Annotated in this window: 15 protein-coding genes; 8 read left to right on the forward strand and 7 right to left on the reverse strand. The window is 45.5% G+C overall.

Features of this window, described 5'->3' with window-relative positions:
• Positions 1–83: 83 nt before the first annotated feature.
• Positions 84–1,133: a PA0069 family radical SAM protein gene (locus tag ACZIX4_RS15910; RefSeq protein WP_463336627.1), complete on the forward strand. Its 1,050-nt coding sequence runs from the start codon at positions 84–86 to the stop codon at positions 1,131–1,133.
• A gap of 244 nt (positions 1,134–1,377) precedes the next feature.
• On the opposite strand, the gene ACZIX4_RS15915 is transcribed toward ACZIX4_RS15910, so the two are convergent.
• The 3 genes from ACZIX4_RS15915 to ACZIX4_RS15925 form a co-directional block, all read right to left on the reverse strand.
• The gene (locus ACZIX4_RS15915) at positions 1,378–1,734 is read right to left on the reverse strand and encodes a TfoX/Sxy family protein (protein WP_463336628.1); all 357 of its coding nucleotides are present in this window, start codon (positions 1,732–1,734) and stop codon (positions 1,378–1,380) included.
• A 104-nt stretch (positions 1,735–1,838) separates the two neighbouring features.
• Positions 1,839–2,309 carry a hypothetical protein gene (locus ACZIX4_RS15920; RefSeq protein ID WP_463336629.1) on the reverse strand — a complete coding sequence of 157 codons (471 nt, stop codon included), beginning with the start codon at positions 2,307–2,309 and terminating at the stop codon, positions 1,839–1,841.
• 85 nt (positions 2,310–2,394) lie between these two features.
• Positions 2,395–3,003, reverse strand: coding sequence for a superoxide dismutase (locus ACZIX4_RS15925; RefSeq protein WP_463336630.1), 609 nt, complete (start codon positions 3,001–3,003; stop codon positions 2,395–2,397).
• Between the two features lie 371 nt (positions 3,004–3,374).
• Here ACZIX4_RS15925 and kbl point away from each other — a divergent pair, with 371 nt between their 5' ends.
• Together kbl and ACZIX4_RS15935 are read left to right on the forward strand one after the other, a co-directional pair.
• Complete coding sequence (gene kbl, locus ACZIX4_RS15930; RefSeq protein ID WP_463336631.1) at positions 3,375–4,568, forward strand: glycine C-acetyltransferase; 1,194 nt, start codon at positions 3,375–3,377, stop codon at positions 4,566–4,568.
• Positions 4,569–4,679: 111 nt separating this feature from the next.
• Positions 4,680–6,065, forward strand: coding sequence for an OmpA family protein (locus ACZIX4_RS15935; RefSeq protein ID WP_463336632.1), 1,386 nt, complete (start codon positions 4,680–4,682; stop codon positions 6,063–6,065).
• A 436-nt stretch (positions 6,066–6,501) separates the two neighbouring features.
• Here the strand turns inward: ACZIX4_RS15935 and ACZIX4_RS15940 are convergent, their stop codons facing one another.
• The 4 genes from ACZIX4_RS15940 to ACZIX4_RS15955 all read right to left on the reverse strand — a co-directional run bounded on the left by ACZIX4_RS15940 (position 6,502) and on the right by ACZIX4_RS15955 (position 14,419).
• Positions 6,502–8,700, reverse strand: coding sequence for a patatin-like phospholipase family protein (locus ACZIX4_RS15940; protein ID WP_463336633.1), 2,199 nt, complete (start codon positions 8,698–8,700; stop codon positions 6,502–6,504).
• A gap of 85 nt (positions 8,701–8,785) precedes the next feature.
• Positions 8,786–10,582 (reverse strand): excinuclease ABC subunit UvrC, encoded by a 1,797-nt coding sequence (gene uvrC, locus ACZIX4_RS15945; protein WP_463336634.1) that lies wholly within the window; start codon positions 10,580–10,582, stop codon positions 8,786–8,788.
• Between the two features lie 208 nt (positions 10,583–10,790).
• Positions 10,791–11,252 (reverse strand): hypothetical protein, encoded by a 462-nt coding sequence (locus ACZIX4_RS15950; RefSeq protein WP_463336635.1) that lies wholly within the window; start codon positions 11,250–11,252, stop codon positions 10,791–10,793.
• A gap of 5 nt (positions 11,253–11,257) precedes the next feature.
• A complete protein-coding gene (locus tag ACZIX4_RS15955) occupies positions 11,258–14,419 on the reverse strand; it encodes a UvrD-helicase domain-containing protein (protein WP_463336738.1) in 3,162 nt (1,053 codons plus the stop codon).
• Between the two features lie 973 nt (positions 14,420–15,392).
• Here ACZIX4_RS15955 and ACZIX4_RS15960 point away from each other — a divergent pair.
• From ACZIX4_RS15960 to ACZIX4_RS15980, 5 genes are all read left to right on the forward strand, one after another.
• Positions 15,393–16,841, forward strand: a complete 1,449-nt coding sequence (locus ACZIX4_RS15960) for an ATP-binding cassette domain-containing protein (RefSeq protein ID WP_463336636.1) — start codon at positions 15,393–15,395, stop codon at positions 16,839–16,841.
• A complete protein-coding gene (locus tag ACZIX4_RS15965) occupies positions 16,838–17,797 on the forward strand; it encodes a succinylglutamate desuccinylase/aspartoacylase family protein (RefSeq protein ID WP_463336637.1) in 960 nt (319 codons plus the stop codon). Before ACZIX4_RS15960 ends, ACZIX4_RS15965 begins: the two co-directional genes overlap by 4 nt.
• Positions 17,798–18,054: 257 nt before the next feature.
• Positions 18,055–18,489, forward strand: coding sequence for a hypothetical protein (locus ACZIX4_RS15970; RefSeq protein WP_463336638.1), 435 nt, complete (start codon positions 18,055–18,057; stop codon positions 18,487–18,489).
• Positions 18,486–19,037: a hypothetical protein gene (locus ACZIX4_RS15975; RefSeq protein ID WP_463336639.1), complete on the forward strand. Its 552-nt coding sequence runs from the start codon at positions 18,486–18,488 to the stop codon at positions 19,035–19,037. The genes ACZIX4_RS15970 and ACZIX4_RS15975 overlap by 4 nt, the downstream gene beginning before the upstream one ends.
• Before the next feature lie 4 nt (positions 19,038–19,041).
• Entirely contained in the window at positions 19,042–19,440 is a 399-nt protein-coding gene (locus ACZIX4_RS15980; protein WP_463336640.1) for a protein-export chaperone SecB, read from the forward strand.
• Positions 19,441–19,508 lie beyond the last annotated feature (68 nt).

Genomic DNA, 19,508 nt, shown 5'->3' on the forward strand with positions numbered 1-19,508 from the left:
AAGGAATGTTTAAAACTATTTTCTTAAAAATATAAGATTATTTTCTTATAATGATTTACCTTGCACACAAAAGGCAAGGAACCATGAAGAAGGAAATTAAGGGCCAGGGCGCCGTACAAAACATTCACAACCACTTTATAAAGCACCGCTACGAGAAATCCATTTACGATGATGATTTTGAAGAAACCGTAGCCAAAACCGAGATACTGGAAGTATACCCCAAGACGATTGTAAACCAGGTAAAAAGCCCTGACCTGCCCATGATGTACAGCATGAACCCCTACCAGGGTTGCGAACACGGATGTGCGTACTGCTTTGCACGGCCCACGCACGAGTATTGGGGCTATAGTGCGGGTGTGGACTTTGAACGGAAAATTATGGTAAAGAAAAACGCTCCCCAGTTGCTGGAACAGTTCTTTAAAAAGCGGGGCTACAAACCTGAACCCATATTACTATCGGGCAATACCGACTGCTACCAGCCTGTGGAGCGTAAGCTGGAAATTACGCGCAACCTGCTTAAAGTATGCCTGGACTACCGCCACCCGGTGCATATCCTTACCAAAAATGCTTTGGTAACCCGCGATATCGATATTATAGCGCCACTGGCAGAGAAAAACCTGGCAAGTGTGTCACTGAGCATCCCGACTATAAACGAGGAACTACGGCGCAAGCTGGAACCCCGAACCTCATCGGTAAACAACAAGCTGCAGGCCATAGAAACGCTGAACAGTAATGGCATACCAGTAAACGTTATGGTGGCCCCTATAATCCCGGGGCTGAACAGCATGGAAATACTGAATATACTGAAGGTAATAAAAGAGAAAGGTGCCAAAAGCTTTGGGTATACGCTGGTGCGGCTTAATGATACTGTAGAGCCCGTGTTTGTCGACTGGCTGGAAGAGCATTACCCCGACCGTAAGGAGAAGATAATCCACCACATACAGAGCATACACAGCGGTAAGCTCGGCGAAAAAACATTCTTTAAACGTAAAAAGGGCGAGGGCAATATAGCCGAGATGGTACACACCACCTTCCGCATAGGGCGGCAGAAGTATTTTAACGGTGAAGATTTCCCGGAGCTGCGCACCGACCTTTTTGACGGCACCAAGGGGGAGCAGTTACGGTTGTTTTAGGGGCCTCACCTCCGGCCTTACTAAAGGCTATCGTGTGTACAAATCTTGGCGACTTGGCGGCTTTGCGCGGATTTTTACCACAAAGAACTCAAAGGGAGGCACAAAGTCTCACAAAGTTGATTAAAAAATTAATCTAAAACTTATAAAAGAACACAAAGGCTTTCCCTTGGAAAGCTAAAAAGTCCACAAAGCAATTTGTATCCACAGGATAGGCCCTTGTAGAGGGAGTAACTTCACTCTAAACCTACCTTTTTGAAGCCTTAGCAAAAGGGTTATAATCCAGGCACATCTGTATAAAACGGTTCAGGTCACGGGCGGTGGCGAAGGCATCTTCTTCTACATATACATAGCCTTTCATGCTTTTCCCTGTGAAGTCCATAGGGGTAACGCCGTCTTCGCCCAGTACCTTTTCGTAGTCTTCGGGGCTAAGGCGGCACATAAGGCGGTCGGCTTTGGTGGTCTTTTCAATTTTACAGGCGCACAGCATTTTGTCGTCTACCATAAAGCAGATACCGCCAAACATGGCTTTCTCGTAGAAGTTGGCCCCTTTTTGCTGCAGTATTTCGCGGATTCGTTGTATGGTGTGTTCGTTGTAGGGCATAAGATTAAAATAAGCCTCTCCCCTGCCCCTCTCCCAAGGAAAGGGGAAGCTTCACTCAGGCGTGTTATACAAAATTTGGGCGCTTTATTATAGCCTTAGTCCTTTTAGCTACCCTGCAATAGTTTCAGGAGTTTTTTTACATCTTTCCACTTTGCCGCCGGAATTAAAATCTCCAGCACATCGGTATCATTCCCGGTGGCATCGCCCGTGTAAGGCTCATCCCTATTCATTTTCACAATGTTACTTTTAAAAACTATGTAAACAACGTAAATGTTTTGGGAGTCATCATACGGTTTTGCACTAAATACTTTTATGTTATCCCAATCCATACCAGTGTAGTAATACTTAAAAGACTGCTTATGCTCAACATAAGTAAGGATTGTAGAAACATTATTCTCTGTAAACGATTGCTCCCCTATAATTGCTTTCCCGGTAAAATCCTCTTTCCGGGAAAATTCAGAACCTTTTGTTTCATTGGCTATTTTTTCTATTTGCTTAAATATATCTGCCTTTTTTTGTGCCTGTACTGATGTAAAGAAAAACATAATAAACAATACTATAGAACCTTTGCTCATGGGTATATGATTTTGAAAACCAAATATAAACAAAAAAACGGGCACCTTACGGCACCCGTCTTTCTATCTAAAAAATCAAAAAAGATTATTTTTCGTTGGCATAGCGCCTTGCTACTTCTTCCCAGTTGATTACACTGAAGAATGCCTCAATATAATCAGGCCTGCGGTTTTGGTAGTTCAGGTAGTACGCGTGCTCCCACACGTCAAGGCCAAGGATTGGTGTACCTCCACAGCCTACTTCCGGCATTAGCGGGTTGTCCTGGTTTGGTGTGCCGCATACATCAAGCTTGCCGCCCGGGTGTACACAAAGCCATGCCCAGCCCGAACCGAACTGTGTAGCAGCAGCTTTGGCAAACTTCGCCTTAAACTCTTCAAACGAACCGAAAGCCTTGTCTATAGCCTCCTCAAGCTCGCCTGTAGGTTCGCCGCCGCCTTTTGGCGAAAGTATGGTCCAGAACAGGTTGTGGTTGTAAAAACCACCGCCGTTGTTACGCACGGCAGCGTTGCTCATGTCCAGGTTTATAAGTATGTTTTCTATTGTTTTACCTTCAAGATCAGTACCTGCAATAGCATTGTTAAGGTTTGTAGTATAAGCATTGTGGTGCTTAGTATGGTGGATTTCCATCGTACGTGCATCAATGTGCGGTTCCAATGCGTCGTATGCGTAAGGTAGTTTCGGTAATTCGAATGCCATGATTATCGTGGTTTTTATAATTAGTACTAAATTTTAAACCAAATTTAGGGATTTTAGCCTTTACAAAAAATAGCATTTTGTAAATATTTAGCAGGCAGAATAATAAAATCACATTTGCAACACAATGTATTGGTTTTTCATCATAAAACATGCTTTTTCCATGATACCCCAGTATGGATTTATGAACGTATTTAGGTAATAGACCGGGGACTTCTGCACAACTTGCAGGAATGATCAGTTTACTTAAGTAAAACTTCGGGGAACTTAGCGCTTCCTTAGAGTTACTTTGTGTAATAGCCTTCGCTGTGTGTGACACAGCTTTACAATAAATGTATAACTTTGCTACAAACTATAAACAACAAACTCATAAAATGTATTCAAAAATCAAAGACCACTTAGCCGCTGAGCTGGAAACCATCAAAGAAAACGGCCTGTATAAAAAAGAACGCATCATTGCTTCGCCGCAGGGGGCAGAAATAACCCTTACATCGGGCGAAACGGTGCTTAACTTCTGTGCCAACAATTACCTGGGGCTTTCATCGCACCCGGAAGTAATACAGGCAGCCAAGGACGCACTGGATACGCACGGTTTCGGAATGTCGTCGGTACGCTTCATCTGCGGCACACAGGACATCCATAAAGACCTTGAAGCCGCTGTTGCCAAATTTTACGGTACTGAAGACACCATATTATATGCCGCAGCCTTTGATGCTAACGGCGGTGTGTTTGAGCCGCTGCTGGGCGAGGAAGACGCTATTATAAGCGACAGCCTTAACCATGCCAGTATTATAGATGGGGTGCGCCTGTGCAAGGCCGCACGTTACCGCTACGAAAACAGCAACATGGCCGACCTTGAGGCACAGCTTATTGCTGCCAATGAAAAAGGCCACAGGTTTAAAATCATTGTTACCGATGGTGTTTTCAGTATGGATGGCGTTGTAGCCCCGCTGGATAAAATATGCGACCTGGCCGATAAGTATGATGCCCTGGTTATGGTAGACGAATGCCATGCCGCTGGCTTTATAGGCGCTACGGGCAAAGGCACCCTTGAGGCAAAAGGCGTTATGGGCCGTGTAGATATTATAACAGGAACCCTGGGCAAAGCCCTGGGCGGTGCTATGGGTGGCTACACTACCGGCAAAAAAGAAATCATAGAAATACTAAGGCAGCGTTCGCGCCCGTACCTGTTCAGCAACTCGCTGGCACCGGCTATTGTGGGTGCATCTATTAAGGTGTTTGAACTGCTGGAAAAAGATACTTCACTTCGCGACAAGCTGGAATGGAATACCAACTACTTTAAAGACGGTATGAAAAAGGCAGGCTTTGATATTATAGACGGCGACAGTGCCATAGTACCGGTAATGCTGTACGATGCCAAGCTGAGCCAGAACATGGCCGACGAGTTGTTAAAGAAAGGGATTTATGTTATAGGGTTCTTTTTCCCGGTGGTACCGAAGGAAAAAGCGCGCATCAGGGTGCAGCTTTCTGCCGCGCATACACAGCAACATCTGGATAAAGCAATCGCTTCATTTACAGAGGTTGGCAAAGCATTGGGTGTGATTTAACGATAATTTAAGGTGTCTTGTAAGAGATATTCTGTTAATTCGTTTTGCCGTCTTAAACGAACAAATTACTTTTGTAGTATATAACCTATAATGTAATTTAAACAAAAAAGTATGAAACATCTAAACAAACTTTTCGTTGCTGCGCTCCTTGCAACGGGCCTTACCGCTCAGGCGCAGAATGAAGATAACCCTTGGGCTGTGTCCTTTGGTGTTAATGCTGTAAGCAACAGGTTTGGCGCTTCTTCGGAATTTGGCGACCAGTTTACGCATTTCTTCAAAACTGACGAGCACTGGAACGTACTTCCTTCTGTGTCTTACCTTAACGTATCGCGCTACATCGGCAGCGGCTTCGCTTTTGGTGTAACAGGTTCGGTAAACAAAATTGACAAAATGGTAAGCCGTACTCCCGGCACACTAGACTATACAGTATCTAACCCGGGCGACCTTACTTACTACGCAGTAGACGGTATTATTAAATACAACTTCCTTGAAAAAAGCTGGTTTAACCCGTACCTACACCTTGGTGGCGGTTACACTTGGGTAGACCAACAAGGTAACGGTACCGTAAACGGTGGTGTAGGTGTTAACTTCTGGTTCTCAGAAAATGTGGGCCTTACACTACAATCTACATACAAGCACACATTTGAAGATCCGGCTGAAGCCAATGTACCTCGCCACATACAGCACTTTGCAGGTATTACCTTCAAATTTGGCGGTAAAGACACTGACAAAGACGGTATCTATGACAAATACGACGAATGTCCGGATGTACCGGGTCTTAAGCAGTTTAACGGCTGCCCTGATACAGACGGTGACGGTATAATCGACAAAAACGACGAATGTCCGGATGTAGCGGGCCTTAAAGAATTTAACGGCTGTCCTGACACTGACGGTGACGGTATTGCTGATAAAAACGATGCATGTCCGGACGTAGCAGGTCCTAAAGAACTGCAAGGATGTCCTGATAAAGACGGTGACGGTATTGCTGACAAAGACGATAAGTGCCCGGATGTAAAAGGCCCTAAAGAAAATGCAGGTTGCCCTTGGCCTGATACCGATGGCGACGGCGTTCTTGACAAAGACGATAAGTGTCCTACAGTGAAAGGTACTGCTGCTAACTACGGCTGCCCTGAAGTAACTGAAGAAGTTATTAAAAAACTGAACGAGTACGCTAAAACCATACTGTTTAACAGTGGTAAAGCAAGCTTTAAAGAAGCAACTATGCCGGTACTAAACGCCATGCTTGCTATCTTTAAAGAGTACCCTCAGGCTAAATTCAGCATTGAAGGCCACACAGACAGCGACGGTAAAGATGCATTTAACCAAAAACTTTCTGAAGAAAGGGCTGCAGCTGTAAAAGGCTTCCTGATTGAAGGCGGTATTGCTGCTGACAGGCTTGAATCAAGGGGTTATGGCGAAAGCAAACCTATCGCTTCTAACAAAACGGCTAAAGGCAAAGCCCTTAACCGCAGGGTAGAAGTGAAACTGATTAAGTAATCAGGATTACAATATAAACTGAGAAACGCCTCCACATTGTGGGGGCGTTTTTTTATCGGTATAATTTTTTGGAACGCGGATTGAAGATACGGATTTAGGCGGATTTGTTCCGAAGGCAATTTTCAATCACATATGTTTGAAACCTTTCATAGCCCCGTCAGGGGCGGCATATTTATAGAAAACAATGGTTGAGATGCGGAGGAGTTCTGTAGGAACGGCATATAATCGTATAAATATGCCGCTCCTCTGGAGCTCTGCTCACTCCTGCGCACATTATTCCTATAAATATGTCACCCCCCTGGGGTTCTATAACCGATAAGTTTTATGTTTCGAACACTTGTAATCACAGATCCGCGCCATCAATGATAGTTTCGTGATGAACCTTGGCAACCTTGTGGCTTTGCGCGAAATTAAAAACAACGAATTTAGCCAGTCCTTAAAACCAAAACCCTACACTAAACCATGTGTAGTGCTTACGCGTTTCGGGGCTCCAGGTGTGTTTTATTTCCAGCGGGCCTAAAATGGTTTCCAGGGCATAGCCTACCGCATAACCCGAGTAGGTGGGCAGCGAAAACATAAGGCCTTCCTCATACAGGTTATGGCCCACATTGGCATAGTTTGCAGCAAAATTTACGTGGTGCTTGCGGTAAAACTCATAGTCGGCAGTAACGGTGCCTTTAATGTAGCTGTTGCCCGAAATGCTCATAAAATCGTATCCGTACAAGTGGCGGAAACTGTTTATCTGGTAAAAGCCGTAGCCGCCCAGTACAAAATCGAATGTAGGCACTTCGTTTTCGCCAAAGGCCATACCGGCTTCGCTTTGCAGGTTTACGGTAAAATTACGGAACAGCGTTTTGGCCGTACCCAGTTCCCCTTTTATAAGCGTAAATCTCTGGAACGCCTTGGTATAGTCTGAAGAATACCAGAAGTTTTTGGCCTCGCCCGAAAAATAATACCCTTCAGACGGGAAAAACTTATTGTCCAGCGAGTCAAACTTCAGGTAACCGTAGGTGTTGAAGTAGTTACTGTTGTCAAAAACAGGGTTGATGCCCGGTATGGTGGGCGATTCTATCTTTATGTTTTTCACCTCTACGCCGCCGCCTATAAGGAAGCGCTGGGCAAACACGGTTTGTATATACACCTGGTTGGTAAAGTCTTTATAATCCACACTCATACTCTCCACGCCAAGCACATCGCTAAGGCTGCCGCCTGCATAATCTGCGGTAACATTGCGGTCGAAACTGTAAAAATGCGAATGGAAACCGTAACTGATGTGGAAACCGTTGTCTATATAATAATCGAAATTATACCGGCTGTTATCGCCCAGTATCATATCCAATGAAGCCACATCGTTGTGCTTCAGCAGGTTTTTCTGGGTAAGGTTCACCAGTATAGAACTCTTAAACAACCCGTCATAATGCAGCCCGAATTTAAGGTAACGGCTTATGGGGTTTTCCTTAACCGTCAGCTTCAGGATTTCCCCTTTGCGTTCGCCTTTCTCAAAACAATAGCTCATTGAAGTAAAGTTTTGCGTGGCGTTCAGCGTACTCAGCCCGGCATTAAGGTCGGCATAGGTAATGCTTGTCCCCGGTTTAAAGTTGAGCTTACCTATAACGTAAGACCGTGTGTAGTGGTTAAGCCCCGTAATGCGAATCTGCTCCACGTACAACGAATCAGCTATGGAAAAGCGCTCCCTGTGTACAGGCTGGCCGGTACCCAGCCCCTGTAGTGTGGGCAGTATTTTGCGTGCCGCTTCCTCACCCTGTTGTATAATGGCTTCACCATCCTCAAACGATACTACCGAAAATGCCGAAATATCAGGTTTTATATAGATGTCAGTAGCCTGGCGTTTGGCCTGCATCTTCTGTATCATCTGGTAGTTGTTTATCTGCACCAGTATGCCGGTGGCGCCTTTTATCTGGTCGCGGGTTCTAAGCGGGTCCTGCACGTCTACACCGATGATGATGTCGGCACCCATCTTTTTCACCTCCTCTATGGGGTAGTTGTTGGTCACCCCGCCGTCTATAAGCAGGCGGCCGTCTATTTCCACAGGGTTGTACAGCGACGGAAATGCGCCGCTGGCCAGTATGGCATCGGCCAGTACGCCACGGTTCAGCACCACTTCCTGCCCGGTTTCCACATCGGTGGCTATGCACACAAAGGGTATGGGCAGCTCGTTAAAATCGCGTATGTGGCGCACATGGTCGGTAAGGCGGTTTACGGTAGTGTAGTTGTATAAGCCTTTAGACAGGGCAGTAGGTACGCCTATCTTAAACCCTTGGAATGGGAGTTGCAGGGCGTACATTTCGTCGTTCCTTTTTTCGAAAAAGTTCTTGGTTTGCCGTGGGGTATAGTCGCGCAGCAGTGCATCGGCGTCAAGCGAACGGAAAATAGAATCAAGCTCCTTAGCCGAATAACCCGATGCATACAGGCCGCCAACAATGGCACCCATGCTTGTACCGCCTATATACGAAACTTCTACACCGGCTTCTTCCAATACCTTAAGCACACCTATGTGGGCAAGGCCCTTAGCCCCGCCACCACTGAGTACCACACCCACCTTTGGTTTTGCCGGTTTCTCCTGCGCCGATAATGTGAGTGTAAAACACAGCAGCAGGAGGAGAAGGTTTCTCATCTGTTTTGTTTAAGGTTAAGGTTCAGCGTAACCTGCAAGGTTTCCAAATCTTATGGAATTAAATACCTTGCCCGCCCGGCTCGGGCTATTTCGCTTTATCCTTGTAATATTCCGTTATCTTTTTGGCCTTAGCCGGGCCTACCACTTTGGCTATCTCTTCCTCGGGTGCGGCAGCCATACGCTTAACCGACTTAAAGTGCTTAATCAGCGTCACCATGGTTTTTTCCCCTATGCCGGGTATACTTTCTACACTGGTTTGCAGCGCACCTTTGCTCCGTTTGTCACGGTGGTGCGTAATCCCGAAGCGGTGCGCCTCATTGCGCAGCTGCTGGATGATTTTCAGTGTTTCGCTTTTTTTGTCAAGGTAAAGTGGTACCGGGTCGCCGGGGTAAAAGAGTTCTTCAAGTCGCTTGGCGATGCCTAAGATACTAATTTTCCCACGAAGTTGCAGCGCATCAAGGCTTTTTAATGCTGCCCCCAGCTGCCCCTTTCCACCGTCTATAATTATCAGTTGCGGCAGCGGCTCATTCTCGTCCAGCAGGCGTTTGTAGCGGCGGTATACCACCTCTTCCATACTCGCAAAGTCATCTGGCCCTACCACCGTCTTAATGTTGAAATGGCGGTAATCCTTTTTGCTCGGCTTGCCGTCTTTAAACACTACGCATGCACTAACGGGATTTGTACCCTGAATATTACTGTTGTCAAAACATTCTATGTGGCGTGGCTCTACCGGCAGGCGCAGGTCTTTCTTCATTTGCGCCATAACACGGTTGGTATGCCTGTCCGGGTCTACGATTTTCATCTGCTTCATCTGGTCCATACGATAGAAGCGGGCATTGCGTTCGCTCAGGTCCAAAATCATCTTTTTATCGCCCAGCTTCGGTACGGTAACCTTTACGTTTTCGCCAAGGTCTATTTCGTAGGGTACCAAAACCTCACGGGTGTTCAGGCTGAAGCGTTCGCGCATTTCTACCACGGCTATTTCCAGCAGTTCCTCATCGGGTTCGTCCAGCTTCTTTTTAATTTCCATGGTATGGCTGCGGATGATGGCCCCGTGCGACACCTGTATGAAGTTGATATACGCCATACTTTCGTCGCTGATGATGCTGAAGCAGTCCAGGTTGTTGATTTTCGGGTTGAACACCGTACTGCGCGCCTGGTAGTTTTCCAGCGTTTCTATTTTCTGGCGGATGACCTCGGCTTCCTCAAAACGCATTTCGGATGCCAGGTCCATCATCAGCTTTTTAAAATCGCGCAGGCTTTCCTTAAAGTTGCCTTTCAGTATCTCCCGGATGGCATCTACATGGTTTTGGTACACATCCAGCGGTTCATGGCCCTCGCAGGGGCCTTTGCAGTTGCCTATATGGTATTCCAGGCACACCTTAAACTTGCCCGCGCGGATATTGGTCGGTGTAAGGTCGTAATTGCAGGTACGCAGCGGGTAGAGTTCCTTAATCAGGTCCAGCAATGTACCCACGGTCTTAAAGCTGGTATACGGCCCGAAATACTCGGAACCGTCCTTGACCACATTGCGCGTTGGGAATATGCGCGAAAAGGGTTCGCGCTTTATGCAGATCCACGGATAGGTTTTATCGTCCTTAAGCAGTACGTTGTAGCGGGGCTGCAGTTTTTTTATCAGGTTGTTTTCCAGTAGCAATGCCTCGCTTTCGGTGGGTACCACTATGTGTTTTACCACAACAATTTTGCGTACCATAACGCGGATGCGGCCGCTGTCGTGCACCTTGTTAAAGTAAGACATTACCCTCTTTTTCAGGTTTTTTGCCTTGCCCACATACAGCAGCTTCTCATCTTTATCAAAATATTGGTATACCCCCGGGCTGTCCGGCAGGGTTTGTATCTGGAGTTCCAAGGGCGTTTGCATACTACAAAGTTAACAAACATTTCCGTCGGTAAAGAAAGGGTTACATTTGGGATAGCGGGTTTAACAGAATTAAAGCGCAGTTTTCAGTGCTTACTAATGCGTTAGTAACACAGAGAGAACTATTACCCAAAGTCTCCCTAAGGAAGCGCAAAGTTTCCCAAAGGTTTATTGGTTAAAATGAGTAAAAATAAATTCCCGCCATCAATGATTATTTTGATTGTTCCGGTCGTTTGCGTTTTTTGTTTTCATAATCAGCAAGAAGTTTATTCAACTGTTCAACTTTATCTGTGTCTACAGGTTTAGAGTGCGCCAGTAAGTCTACAGCATTCTTTACATCGCGAAATTGATTATCAGTAGTGATTTTTCCTTTTTGGATTATCTTTTCAATATAGATAAAGTACGTTTCAAAAACATTTATATCATGTCCGGTTTTCTCTTTTATAAAATCATTAAAACCAAAATCAAGTTGTTCTATGAATATTTCGGACAAATCCTTGAACCATTGTTTAAGTTTTGCAAGCCTTGATTTGGCAAAATGCTCTTCAGTTTGTGCTTTCAGCTGATTTAGGTAATCGCTTTTAATGAAACCGGCTTTTTCATGGTAATCTAACGTGGCAAGCACAAGTTTTTTATAACGGGCAAGTTCGGTTTCTTTATTTATAGCATCCATCAATATTAAACATTAACAATTTCAATACTGTCACTTATGTAAACAATCGTCTGTTTCTCTACAGTATATCCCATCTGTTTCAATGCAAAAGCATAGCCTGCAAGCTGCTTTTCATAGATATCCTTATGCGCGCCGGTTTTATAATCCAGCAGGTAGGCCTTGCCGTCCTTAATAGAAACCCGGTCGGGTTTTATGTTCGGCATATTAGGGCCTATGATGTTCTGCTCGTTGAAAACCGTATTCCCTTCCGCAAAGAAAATTTCAAGGTCGGGGTGGGTAACCACCAGGTTAACTATTGCCTCCATATCCTCGCGTTGGGCGGTGGTTATAAGCCCGTTTTCTATGGCTTTGGTCAGCGCAAGCGGAATATTGTGAGTTGTTTTTACAAACGAAAGCACTTCGTGGGTAACGTTACCAAACTCAATGGCCTGCGCCTGCGTACTGCCCCACATGAGCGATTCGCGCTGTGCGATTTTCACCTTACGCGGGTTAAAGCGTTCCTTTACCACCCGTATCTTTGGCTGTTCTGCCGAATGGGTTTCAGGGTGCGAAATACGCTGCGGGCTGCCAAAGGCATATTCGGCTACATCGCGGTTAAACTGCCTCTGCTGCATCAGGTATTCTATAAAGAATGTAGACATGTTATTCTCCGGCAATGCCCCGCTTTTGCTGAAGTTTCTGTTGCTGATGATGTACAGCTGCTCCTCGGCACGGGTAAGCGCCACGTAGAGTATGTTGATGTTGTCCAGCATAGCCTCCTGCTCTTTAATGTTGTAGAGTTCGGCGGCCTTTTCGCCATATTCGGCTACGGCGCGGCTGCTGTCTATCAGGGCTTTTTCAAATTCAAAGGTTTCGTCGTCCAGTTCCAGCCACAGTTTGTCGCGGCGGGCGCGGCTGTAGTCTTCCTCGGCAAACGGGAAAATTACCACGGGGAACTCCAGCCCCTTACTTTTATGGATGGTCATGATGCGTACAGCATCGTTACCCTCGGGCGACGGTATGCTAAATTTCGACCCGTTTTTGTCCCAATATTCAAGGAAGTCGGCAATACCGCTTTGCGTACGGATGTCGCGTTCCAGCACCAAATCCAGGAAATACTGCACGTAACTCTGGTTAGATTTCTCTTTAATGAACGCGTCAATAATGCTTTCCACCGCTTCGTAAAGCGATTTCTTACGGCAGTCTTTAAACGATATTTTTATGTTGTACCGGCTCAGCCATTGTTCCAAATCGTGTTCGGTGGCCTGCTCCATGCCTTGCGCTATAAAATCGTGCGTGGCAATAAGCGCCTGCGTACGGCTGGCAAAGTACAGGAAATGCGCCTTGGCCTCCTTATTTTCGTTACTCTTCAGGTAACGCAGCAGGTTGATGATGAGCTTAACCTGGGTAGCATTCTCTATCAGCAGCGTTTCGCTCGATAGTATCGGTATGTTGTTTTCGGTAAGGTAATTGGCCAAAAGCACGCCCGGCTGCCTTTTCCGCGTAAGCAAAACAATATCCCTGTATTGGAAACCCTGCGCCCGCGCTTTATTTATCGTAGCCAGCGTAGCTTCAAGGTACAGGTCGTCTTTGGTTACCTCTTCCTCATCGTCGCCCTCAACTCCCCCTTCGGGGGCCGGGGGGCTTGGCAAAAACGAAATATTCACATAGCCGCCGTCTTTGGTATTTACGCCCTGGGCGCTGTTGGTGTACAATGCCTCATATTCGGGGTTGGTGAATTTTTGTGCCAAAAACGTAAAGAACCCGTTGTTAAACCCGATAACCTCGCTAAAACTACGGAAGTTGGTATCAAGCGTTACCGTTTGCTTGGCCGGGTTAGAGAAGGGGTTAAAGGTTTCCTTGCCCAGCTCAATGAACTGCTCGGCACGGCCACCACGCCAACGGTAAATGCTCTGTTTCGGGTCGCCCACAATCATTAGCGAACCACGCCCGGCATGCAGGTCTTCCCCCGCCAGGGCATTGTCTATAAGCGGCACCAGGTTGTGCCACTGCATGTGGCTGGTATCCTGGAACTCGTCTATAAAAAAGTGGCGGTAGCGTTCGCCCAGGCGTTCGTATATAAACGGCGCGGGCTGGTTTTGTATTTCGCGGTGGATGATGGCATTAAACTCCGAAATGGAAAGTACGTTCTGCTCCTCCTGTATACGCTTCAGTTCCTGCCCTATGGTATTCAGCAGCGACAGCGGCGTAATGTTTTTGAGGAACGCGGCGTAAAAATTCTTCTTCTCATAGTTCTTGTATATTTTTTGCAGCTGTGCCAATAGGGTGGGCAGCAGGCCCTCTATAACGGCACGGTCTTTTGCGGTTTTGTTTATGGCTACTTCCGCTTCCTCATAAAAGCGCTTGTGCGAAGGCTTCAGCACGCCGTCGCGTATGTAACCGATATGGTTCGGGAACGTACCGCGCGAAAACGACTTCAGGTCTACGCCGTTGCTGTCCAGCAGCGCCAGCATTTCATTGGCCTGCGCCACGCATTCGGCTTCCAGGTTGTCTACCGTAAGCCGAAGTTTTTCCTTTATAGCAAGGAAATCGTCTATGGTCTTGGTTTCAAACTGCTCCAGTTCGGTGCGGTTGTTTTCGTCTACCAGCAGCCGCCCGGTCTGGAACAGCTCAAAGGTTACGTCCCAACTCTTATCATTATCGGTTTTGTCCAATGAAAAATCCACCAGTAGCGAGGTAAGGGTAGGGTCGTCGCCGGCTTTGGCTATTACGGCATCTACCGCCTCCTGCAACAGCAGGTCGGTTTCCAGCGACACCTCAAAGGTTACGGGTAGGTTGAGGTCGTGCGCAAAGGCGCGGATTACCTTATGCGTAAACTTGTCGATGGTGCTGATGTCAAACGCCGCGTAATTGTGGATAATGTTCTTTATAATCGCGCGGCTCTTATCTTTAATGGTGGCAAGCGAAAGCCCTGTTTCCTGGTGCATTACCTGCATAAGGGCTTCGGCGCGCGGCCCCGGGTCGTCTTTCGCAAAGTCGGACAGGTTAAGGATAATCCGGCTTTTCATTTCCTCTACGGCCTTGTTTGTAAAGGTAATGGCCAGTATGCGGCGGTAGGCATCGTCAGTCGGCGAAGTGAGCAGTATACGCAGGTATTCCTTAACCAGCGTATAGGTTTTACCCGATCCGGCCGAGGCGTTGTATATGGAAAATGCGGTGTTTGGCATAGGGGTAAAGGTAATAAATTTAGCCATTAGCTCTCAGCTTTCAGAAAATGGGACACTGATGACACTGATTGAACGGATTTACACGGGTATTGGCACTACCCTCACGGTTGATAGCGCGGATTTGCAATCATAAGTGTTCGAAACATGAATTTTGTCGGTTGTAGAACCCCAGAGGGGTGACATATCTATAGCAAAATAATGCATAGGAGTGGGCAGAGCTCCAGAGGAGCGGCATATTTACTACGGCTATATGCCGTTCCTCCGGAACTCCTTTGCTTACCAAATCATTCATTTTGCTATAGATATACCGCTCCTCCGGAGCTGATGAAAGGTTTCGAACAGTTATGATTTGCAATCCGTGCTTTTTTAGTTATAGCTATTTTAAACTATATATAAGGCATGGATTGCACCCGAGGGCTTGCCCGAACTGACGAAGTAAATCCGCGCCATCGATGAAGAATTTATAACACGGAGTTTCACGGAGAAGGCACAGAGTCTCACGGAGAAAAGTTATTGCCCAAAGTCCCTCAAAGGAAACGCAAAGTTTCCCGAAGCTTTTTAAGCGTTTTCTTAAAGCACTCAGAGCATTCCTGCGGAATGTGGGGAGGACGCGGAGTGTTCATTCGCAGTTTTCAGGCTCTGTCATGGCGAGCGGAGGTACGGAGCGCGGCCATCTCATACCTTTGCGATTCTCCGCCTTCGTGCGAAATTATACCGCAGAGTTCCACAGAGAAAGTTATTACCCAAAGTCCCTCAAAGGAAGCGCGAAGTCTTTAATTAACCACCTCACCCTGCGGGCACCCCTCCGAAGGAGGGGAATTGTACAGCGTATAAGCAGAGTGGCATTCCCCTCCTTTGGAGGGGTGGCTGAAAGCCGGGGTGGAAAAACAACATAAATCCCCGTCATATTATTTCAATTCCCTAAATTTATGGCTTTGGCAGCAACCACCTGTGTTGCGAATATTTTTTGTGAATGACAGACCTATTTTTCAGCTATACTAACGTTACGGTGACTAACGGCACCGAAGCGGTTTTAAAAGACTTCAGTTTTACAATACAAACAGGCCAGAACTGGGCGCTTGTGGGCGATGCGGCTTCGGGCATACCGGTACTGTTACAGGCTATGGCAGGCAAAACCCGTGTGAGTGGCGGCGAAATCACCGGCCCGAAACACACCCTGCTGGTAGCCAATACAGCCCACTTTAAGAACCGCTCTAACATGGGCGATTTCTACTACCAACAGCGGTTTAACAGCACCGAGGCAGGCGATGCACTCAATGTGCGCGAATACCTGGAGGCCATTACCCCTTTGCGCGAAAGCGATATTTGGACGATAAACCATACCCTGAAACGGACGCTCCTTGAGGCTTTTGCCGAAAAACCCATTATACTGCTGAGCAACGGCGAAACCCGCAGGCTGCTTTTGGCGGAAGCTTTAATAAAGAACCCCGAACTGCTGTTGCTGGACAACCCGCTGGCAGGGCTTGACATTGCCTCGCGGGAGAATTTTAATGATTTATTGGAAGACATCATCGCTTCGGGGATCCATGTGGTTATGTCTGCCAAGGCCGACGAACTGCCCGACGCCATTACCCATGTGGCGGTTTTTGAGGACAGGAAACTCACCGCTACGTACACGGCTAAAGATTTTGCACAGCATGCTTACGACGATTTAACGCACGGGCTTGACGAAAGCCTGATAAACCCGTTGATTTCGGGTTGGGACATACCGGAGTTTACCAACCTTATAAAACTGGAAGATGTTACCATCCGCTATGGCGAAAAAATCATTTTGGATACTGTAAACTTCGAAGTACAACAGGGCGAACACTGGGCCATAAAAGGCCATAACGGCGCAGGAAAAAGTACCCTGCTGAGCCTGATAAACGGCGACAACCCGCAGAGCTACGCCAATAAAATCACACTATTCGACATAAAACGCGGTTCTGGCGAATCCATTTGGGATATAAAAAAGCACATCGGGTTTGCCTCGGCAGAATTACCACGGTTTTTCCCGCAGGGGCAGTCGTGTGCCGAAGTGATAGAATCGGGACTGCACGATACCATGGGGCTGTTCCGCAAATCACAACCCGATAACCTCCGCCAAATTTTGGAATGGATGGACCTTTTTGGCATTGAAGCCTTTGCCTGGGCGCAGTTTAACACCGCCCCACTCAGCGTGCAGCGCCTGGCCGTACTCATCCGCGCGTTTATAAAAAAGCCCGCACTGCTGGTACTGGACGAACCCTGCCAGGGGCTCGACGCGCAGCAGGTAACCCTTGTAAAGAACATTATTGACCATATTTGCCGCACCACCCGCACTACCCTGCTCTACGTAAGCCACTACGAGAACGAGGTGCCTGCCAGCGTTAGCCAAACGCTGCAACTGCAGGGCGGCCGCATAACACACCCAAGCCTATGAGCCAGGAACTTACCATACTGGGAGAAACCATATTGCCGGGGCAGGGCAAAACCATAAACATGGAAATAGCCCGCCTGCACACCATGACCAAGCTGAAAATACCCGTAATTGTAGAACGCGCCAAGGCCGACGGCCCCGTGGTACTGTTCTCTGCCGGGCTGCACGGCGACGAAATAAACGGCACCGAGATTGTCCGCCAAATCATTACCCGCAACATCAACAAGCCGAAAATTGGCACCATAATCTGCATACCTGTGGTGAACATCTTCGGGTTTGTAAACAAATCGCGGGAGTTCCCCGACGGGCGCGACCTTAACCGGGTGTTCCCGGGGAGTAAAAAGGGTTCGCTGGCCAGCCGCTTTGCCTATAACATCCTGACGGAAATAATCCCGCATGTGGATTACTGCATTGACTTCCACGCCGGGGGTGCCAGCCGTTTTAATGCGCCGCAGATACGCCTGGTACCAAACGACGCCGAACTTAAGGAACTGAGCGATGTGTTTTGCGCACCGTTTACGCTGTACAGCAAGAACATTAAGGGTTCGTTCCGCAGTGCATGTGGTAAGCTTGGCGTAAAAATGCTGCTGTTTGAAGGCGGTAAGTCGCTCGACCTCAACCCTGACATTACCCATGAGGGTGTGCAGGGCGTAAAGAGAGTGCTGCACCACCTGGGCATGCTGAACCCGAAGAAAAACGCCCACCCCGCCGAAAGGCCGTCGATAACCATAGGGTCGTCGGCATGGATACGCGCACGGGAGTCGGGTATGTTCCAAAACGTGGCCAAGGCCGGGCAGTTTGTTACCAAAGGCGAAGTGATTGCCTTAATTACCGACCCATACGGCAAGTTTGAAAAGAAGGTACGCGCACCACACAGCGGTTATATCATCAACAGCAACGATGCGCCTATTGTATACGAGGGCGATGCTATTTTTCATATTAGTATGAGGATGGGGTGAGAGTAAAATAGTTACTTCTTAATATAATTGAAAAAATTTTATAACAACTAAAGTTATAGTTTGAAACTATATTGAAATAAATCACTAATATTACCTCAATACTTAATAATAAAATAAATTATTCTTTAAATTGGCATAATTTTGGAGGACAAATAATTATACGTTTCTATTTTAAATTAAAAATATATACTTTTGCACTCCCTTTATAAGGGAGTAGTTTTCATAAATTACCAACCTATGAAAAAAATTCTCTATCGATGAGCGAATTATTGAATAAAGCTTTAATTAATTATAAGTCCGCAGATGTATTAAAGAAAAACTATACTTTCTATTCATCTAGTATTCATTGTTCATATTATTCCTGTCTACAAGTGGTTCTACATCTTATTACAAACACGGAACTTAAAACTGAGTGGGAAAAGTTTAAAGCTGATGCTAACAAAAAAGAAGAGAAAAAGGAAGATGAAAAAGGATTACATAATCTTTATATAAGTTTTCTTTTGCAAAACTTATTCAAAAGCAAAGATGGCTACGATGTAGCCTCTGAATTTGGACAAAAAATTAACTCTTTAAAAGCTGCCAGAACAGCTTCTGATTATGAAGAAAAAGTAATAAAATCAACATGGGCTGATGACTCATTTGAAAGAGCCAAAAAGGTACGAGAATTGCTATATAAACATTATGAAATATGAAAGCAGAAAAATTCATTTTAGAAAGACTTGAAAATTTAGCAAAAAAATTTCAAGATTTTATATTTAAATATTATTATAACGATTCTACATATTCTCATTATGTAGAAGTATTACCTCATGATTTGTATAAAACTAACAAAGATTTTAGAAGCGATGAAATTGATTTACAGTTAGATTTTATCTCAAATTTTCCTTTTGACAATTTAGTTATATATGGAGAAGACAATTTATTTGACACTGAAAATAAAGCTACTTTAATCTCCCATAAGATACTTTATCAAGAATATTTATTAGATATATATGACACAATTTTTGAACAAGTATTCCCGAACATTAAATGTGAAATAGTTTTACCACGTTCATTGAAAACTTCAAACATTATAGGCAAAAACAACTATATTTTTAATGATCTAAATTTTTCAAACAGAAAAGAAAACAAAAATTTTATTGCTACAAACAATAAAATTGACTGTAACTTTGTAATAAATGTAACTAATAACAAAGATATTCTGGTAGCTGGCGAAAATAATTATGCATTAGCAGCTTAATCAAATGGAAAAAAAAACTTATAATTTAAAAAAAATCAATCTAGTTGAGAGTAATTTTAAGCGCGAATTTGAAGCAGATTTCGACACCACTATAGTTAACTCATTATCAATAAATATTGAAAATGCAGTTAATGAAGACATAGTTATAATTAGACTGAAAGTGAGTGTCAATGGCAAAGATGATGAGAATAATATTTTATTTAATTTTGACGTCACTTACCTTGGTGAGTGGGAGATTGGCGATGTTGAAATACTACCTATAGAACATTTTTCAAAAATAAATGCCCCTGCTATGCTATTCCCTTTTGTAAGAGAAACTATTGCAAGTCTTTCTTTAAAAGCAGGTTTAGAACCACTTTTATTACCTACAATTAATTTTCATAAAGAAGCAAATAAATCCTAATAATTGAGATTACATTTTTTGGCAAATAACCTCACCCCACAAAACCCAACCGGCACAAGCATATTATA

This window comes from Flavobacterium niveum (genome assembly GCF_055231775.1).

What these genes read in the sequence shown, in the direction of transcription:
- ACZIX4_RS15920 (WP_463336629.1), bottom strand. Translation starts at nt 2,309, where the DNA reads ATGAGCAAAGGTTCTATAGTATTGTTTATTATGTTTTTCTTTACATCA.
- ACZIX4_RS15960 (WP_463336636.1), top strand. Translation starts at nt 15,393, where the DNA reads ATGACAGACCTATTTTTCAGCTATACTAACGTTACGGTGACTAACGGC.
- ACZIX4_RS15940 (WP_463336633.1), bottom strand. Translation starts at nt 8,700, where the DNA reads ATGAGAAACCTTCTCCTCCTGCTGCTGTGTTTTACACTCACATTATCG.
- ACZIX4_RS15975 (WP_463336639.1), top strand. Translation starts at nt 18,486, where the DNA reads ATGAAAGCAGAAAAATTCATTTTAGAAAGACTTGAAAATTTAGCAAAA.
- ACZIX4_RS15965 (WP_463336637.1), top strand. Translation starts at nt 16,838, where the DNA reads ATGAGCCAGGAACTTACCATACTGGGAGAAACCATATTGCCGGGGCAG.
- kbl (WP_463336631.1), top strand. Translation starts at nt 3,375, where the DNA reads ATGTATTCAAAAATCAAAGACCACTTAGCCGCTGAGCTGGAAACCATC.
- ACZIX4_RS15955 (WP_463336738.1), bottom strand. Translation starts at nt 14,419, where the DNA reads ATGCCAAACACCGCATTTTCCATATACAACGCCTCGGCCGGATCGGGT.
- ACZIX4_RS15925 (WP_463336630.1), bottom strand. Translation starts at nt 3,003, where the DNA reads ATGGCATTCGAATTACCGAAACTACCTTACGCATACGACGCATTGGAA.
- uvrC (WP_463336634.1), bottom strand. Translation starts at nt 10,582, where the DNA reads ATGCAAACGCCCTTGGAACTCCAGATACAAACCCTGCCGGACAGCCCG.
- ACZIX4_RS15950 (WP_463336635.1), bottom strand. Translation starts at nt 11,252, where the DNA reads ATGGATGCTATAAATAAAGAAACCGAACTTGCCCGTTATAAAAAACTT.
- ACZIX4_RS15935 (WP_463336632.1), top strand. Translation starts at nt 4,680, where the DNA reads ATGAAACATCTAAACAAACTTTTCGTTGCTGCGCTCCTTGCAACGGGC.
- ACZIX4_RS15910 (WP_463336627.1), top strand. Translation starts at nt 84, where the DNA reads ATGAAGAAGGAAATTAAGGGCCAGGGCGCCGTACAAAACATTCACAAC.
- ACZIX4_RS15915 (WP_463336628.1), bottom strand. Translation starts at nt 1,734, where the DNA reads ATGCCCTACAACGAACACACCATACAACGAATCCGCGAAATACTGCAG.
- ACZIX4_RS15970 (WP_463336638.1), top strand. Translation starts at nt 18,055, where the DNA reads ATGAGCGAATTATTGAATAAAGCTTTAATTAATTATAAGTCCGCAGAT.
- ACZIX4_RS15980 (WP_463336640.1), top strand. Translation starts at nt 19,042, where the DNA reads ATGGAAAAAAAAACTTATAATTTAAAAAAAATCAATCTAGTTGAGAGT.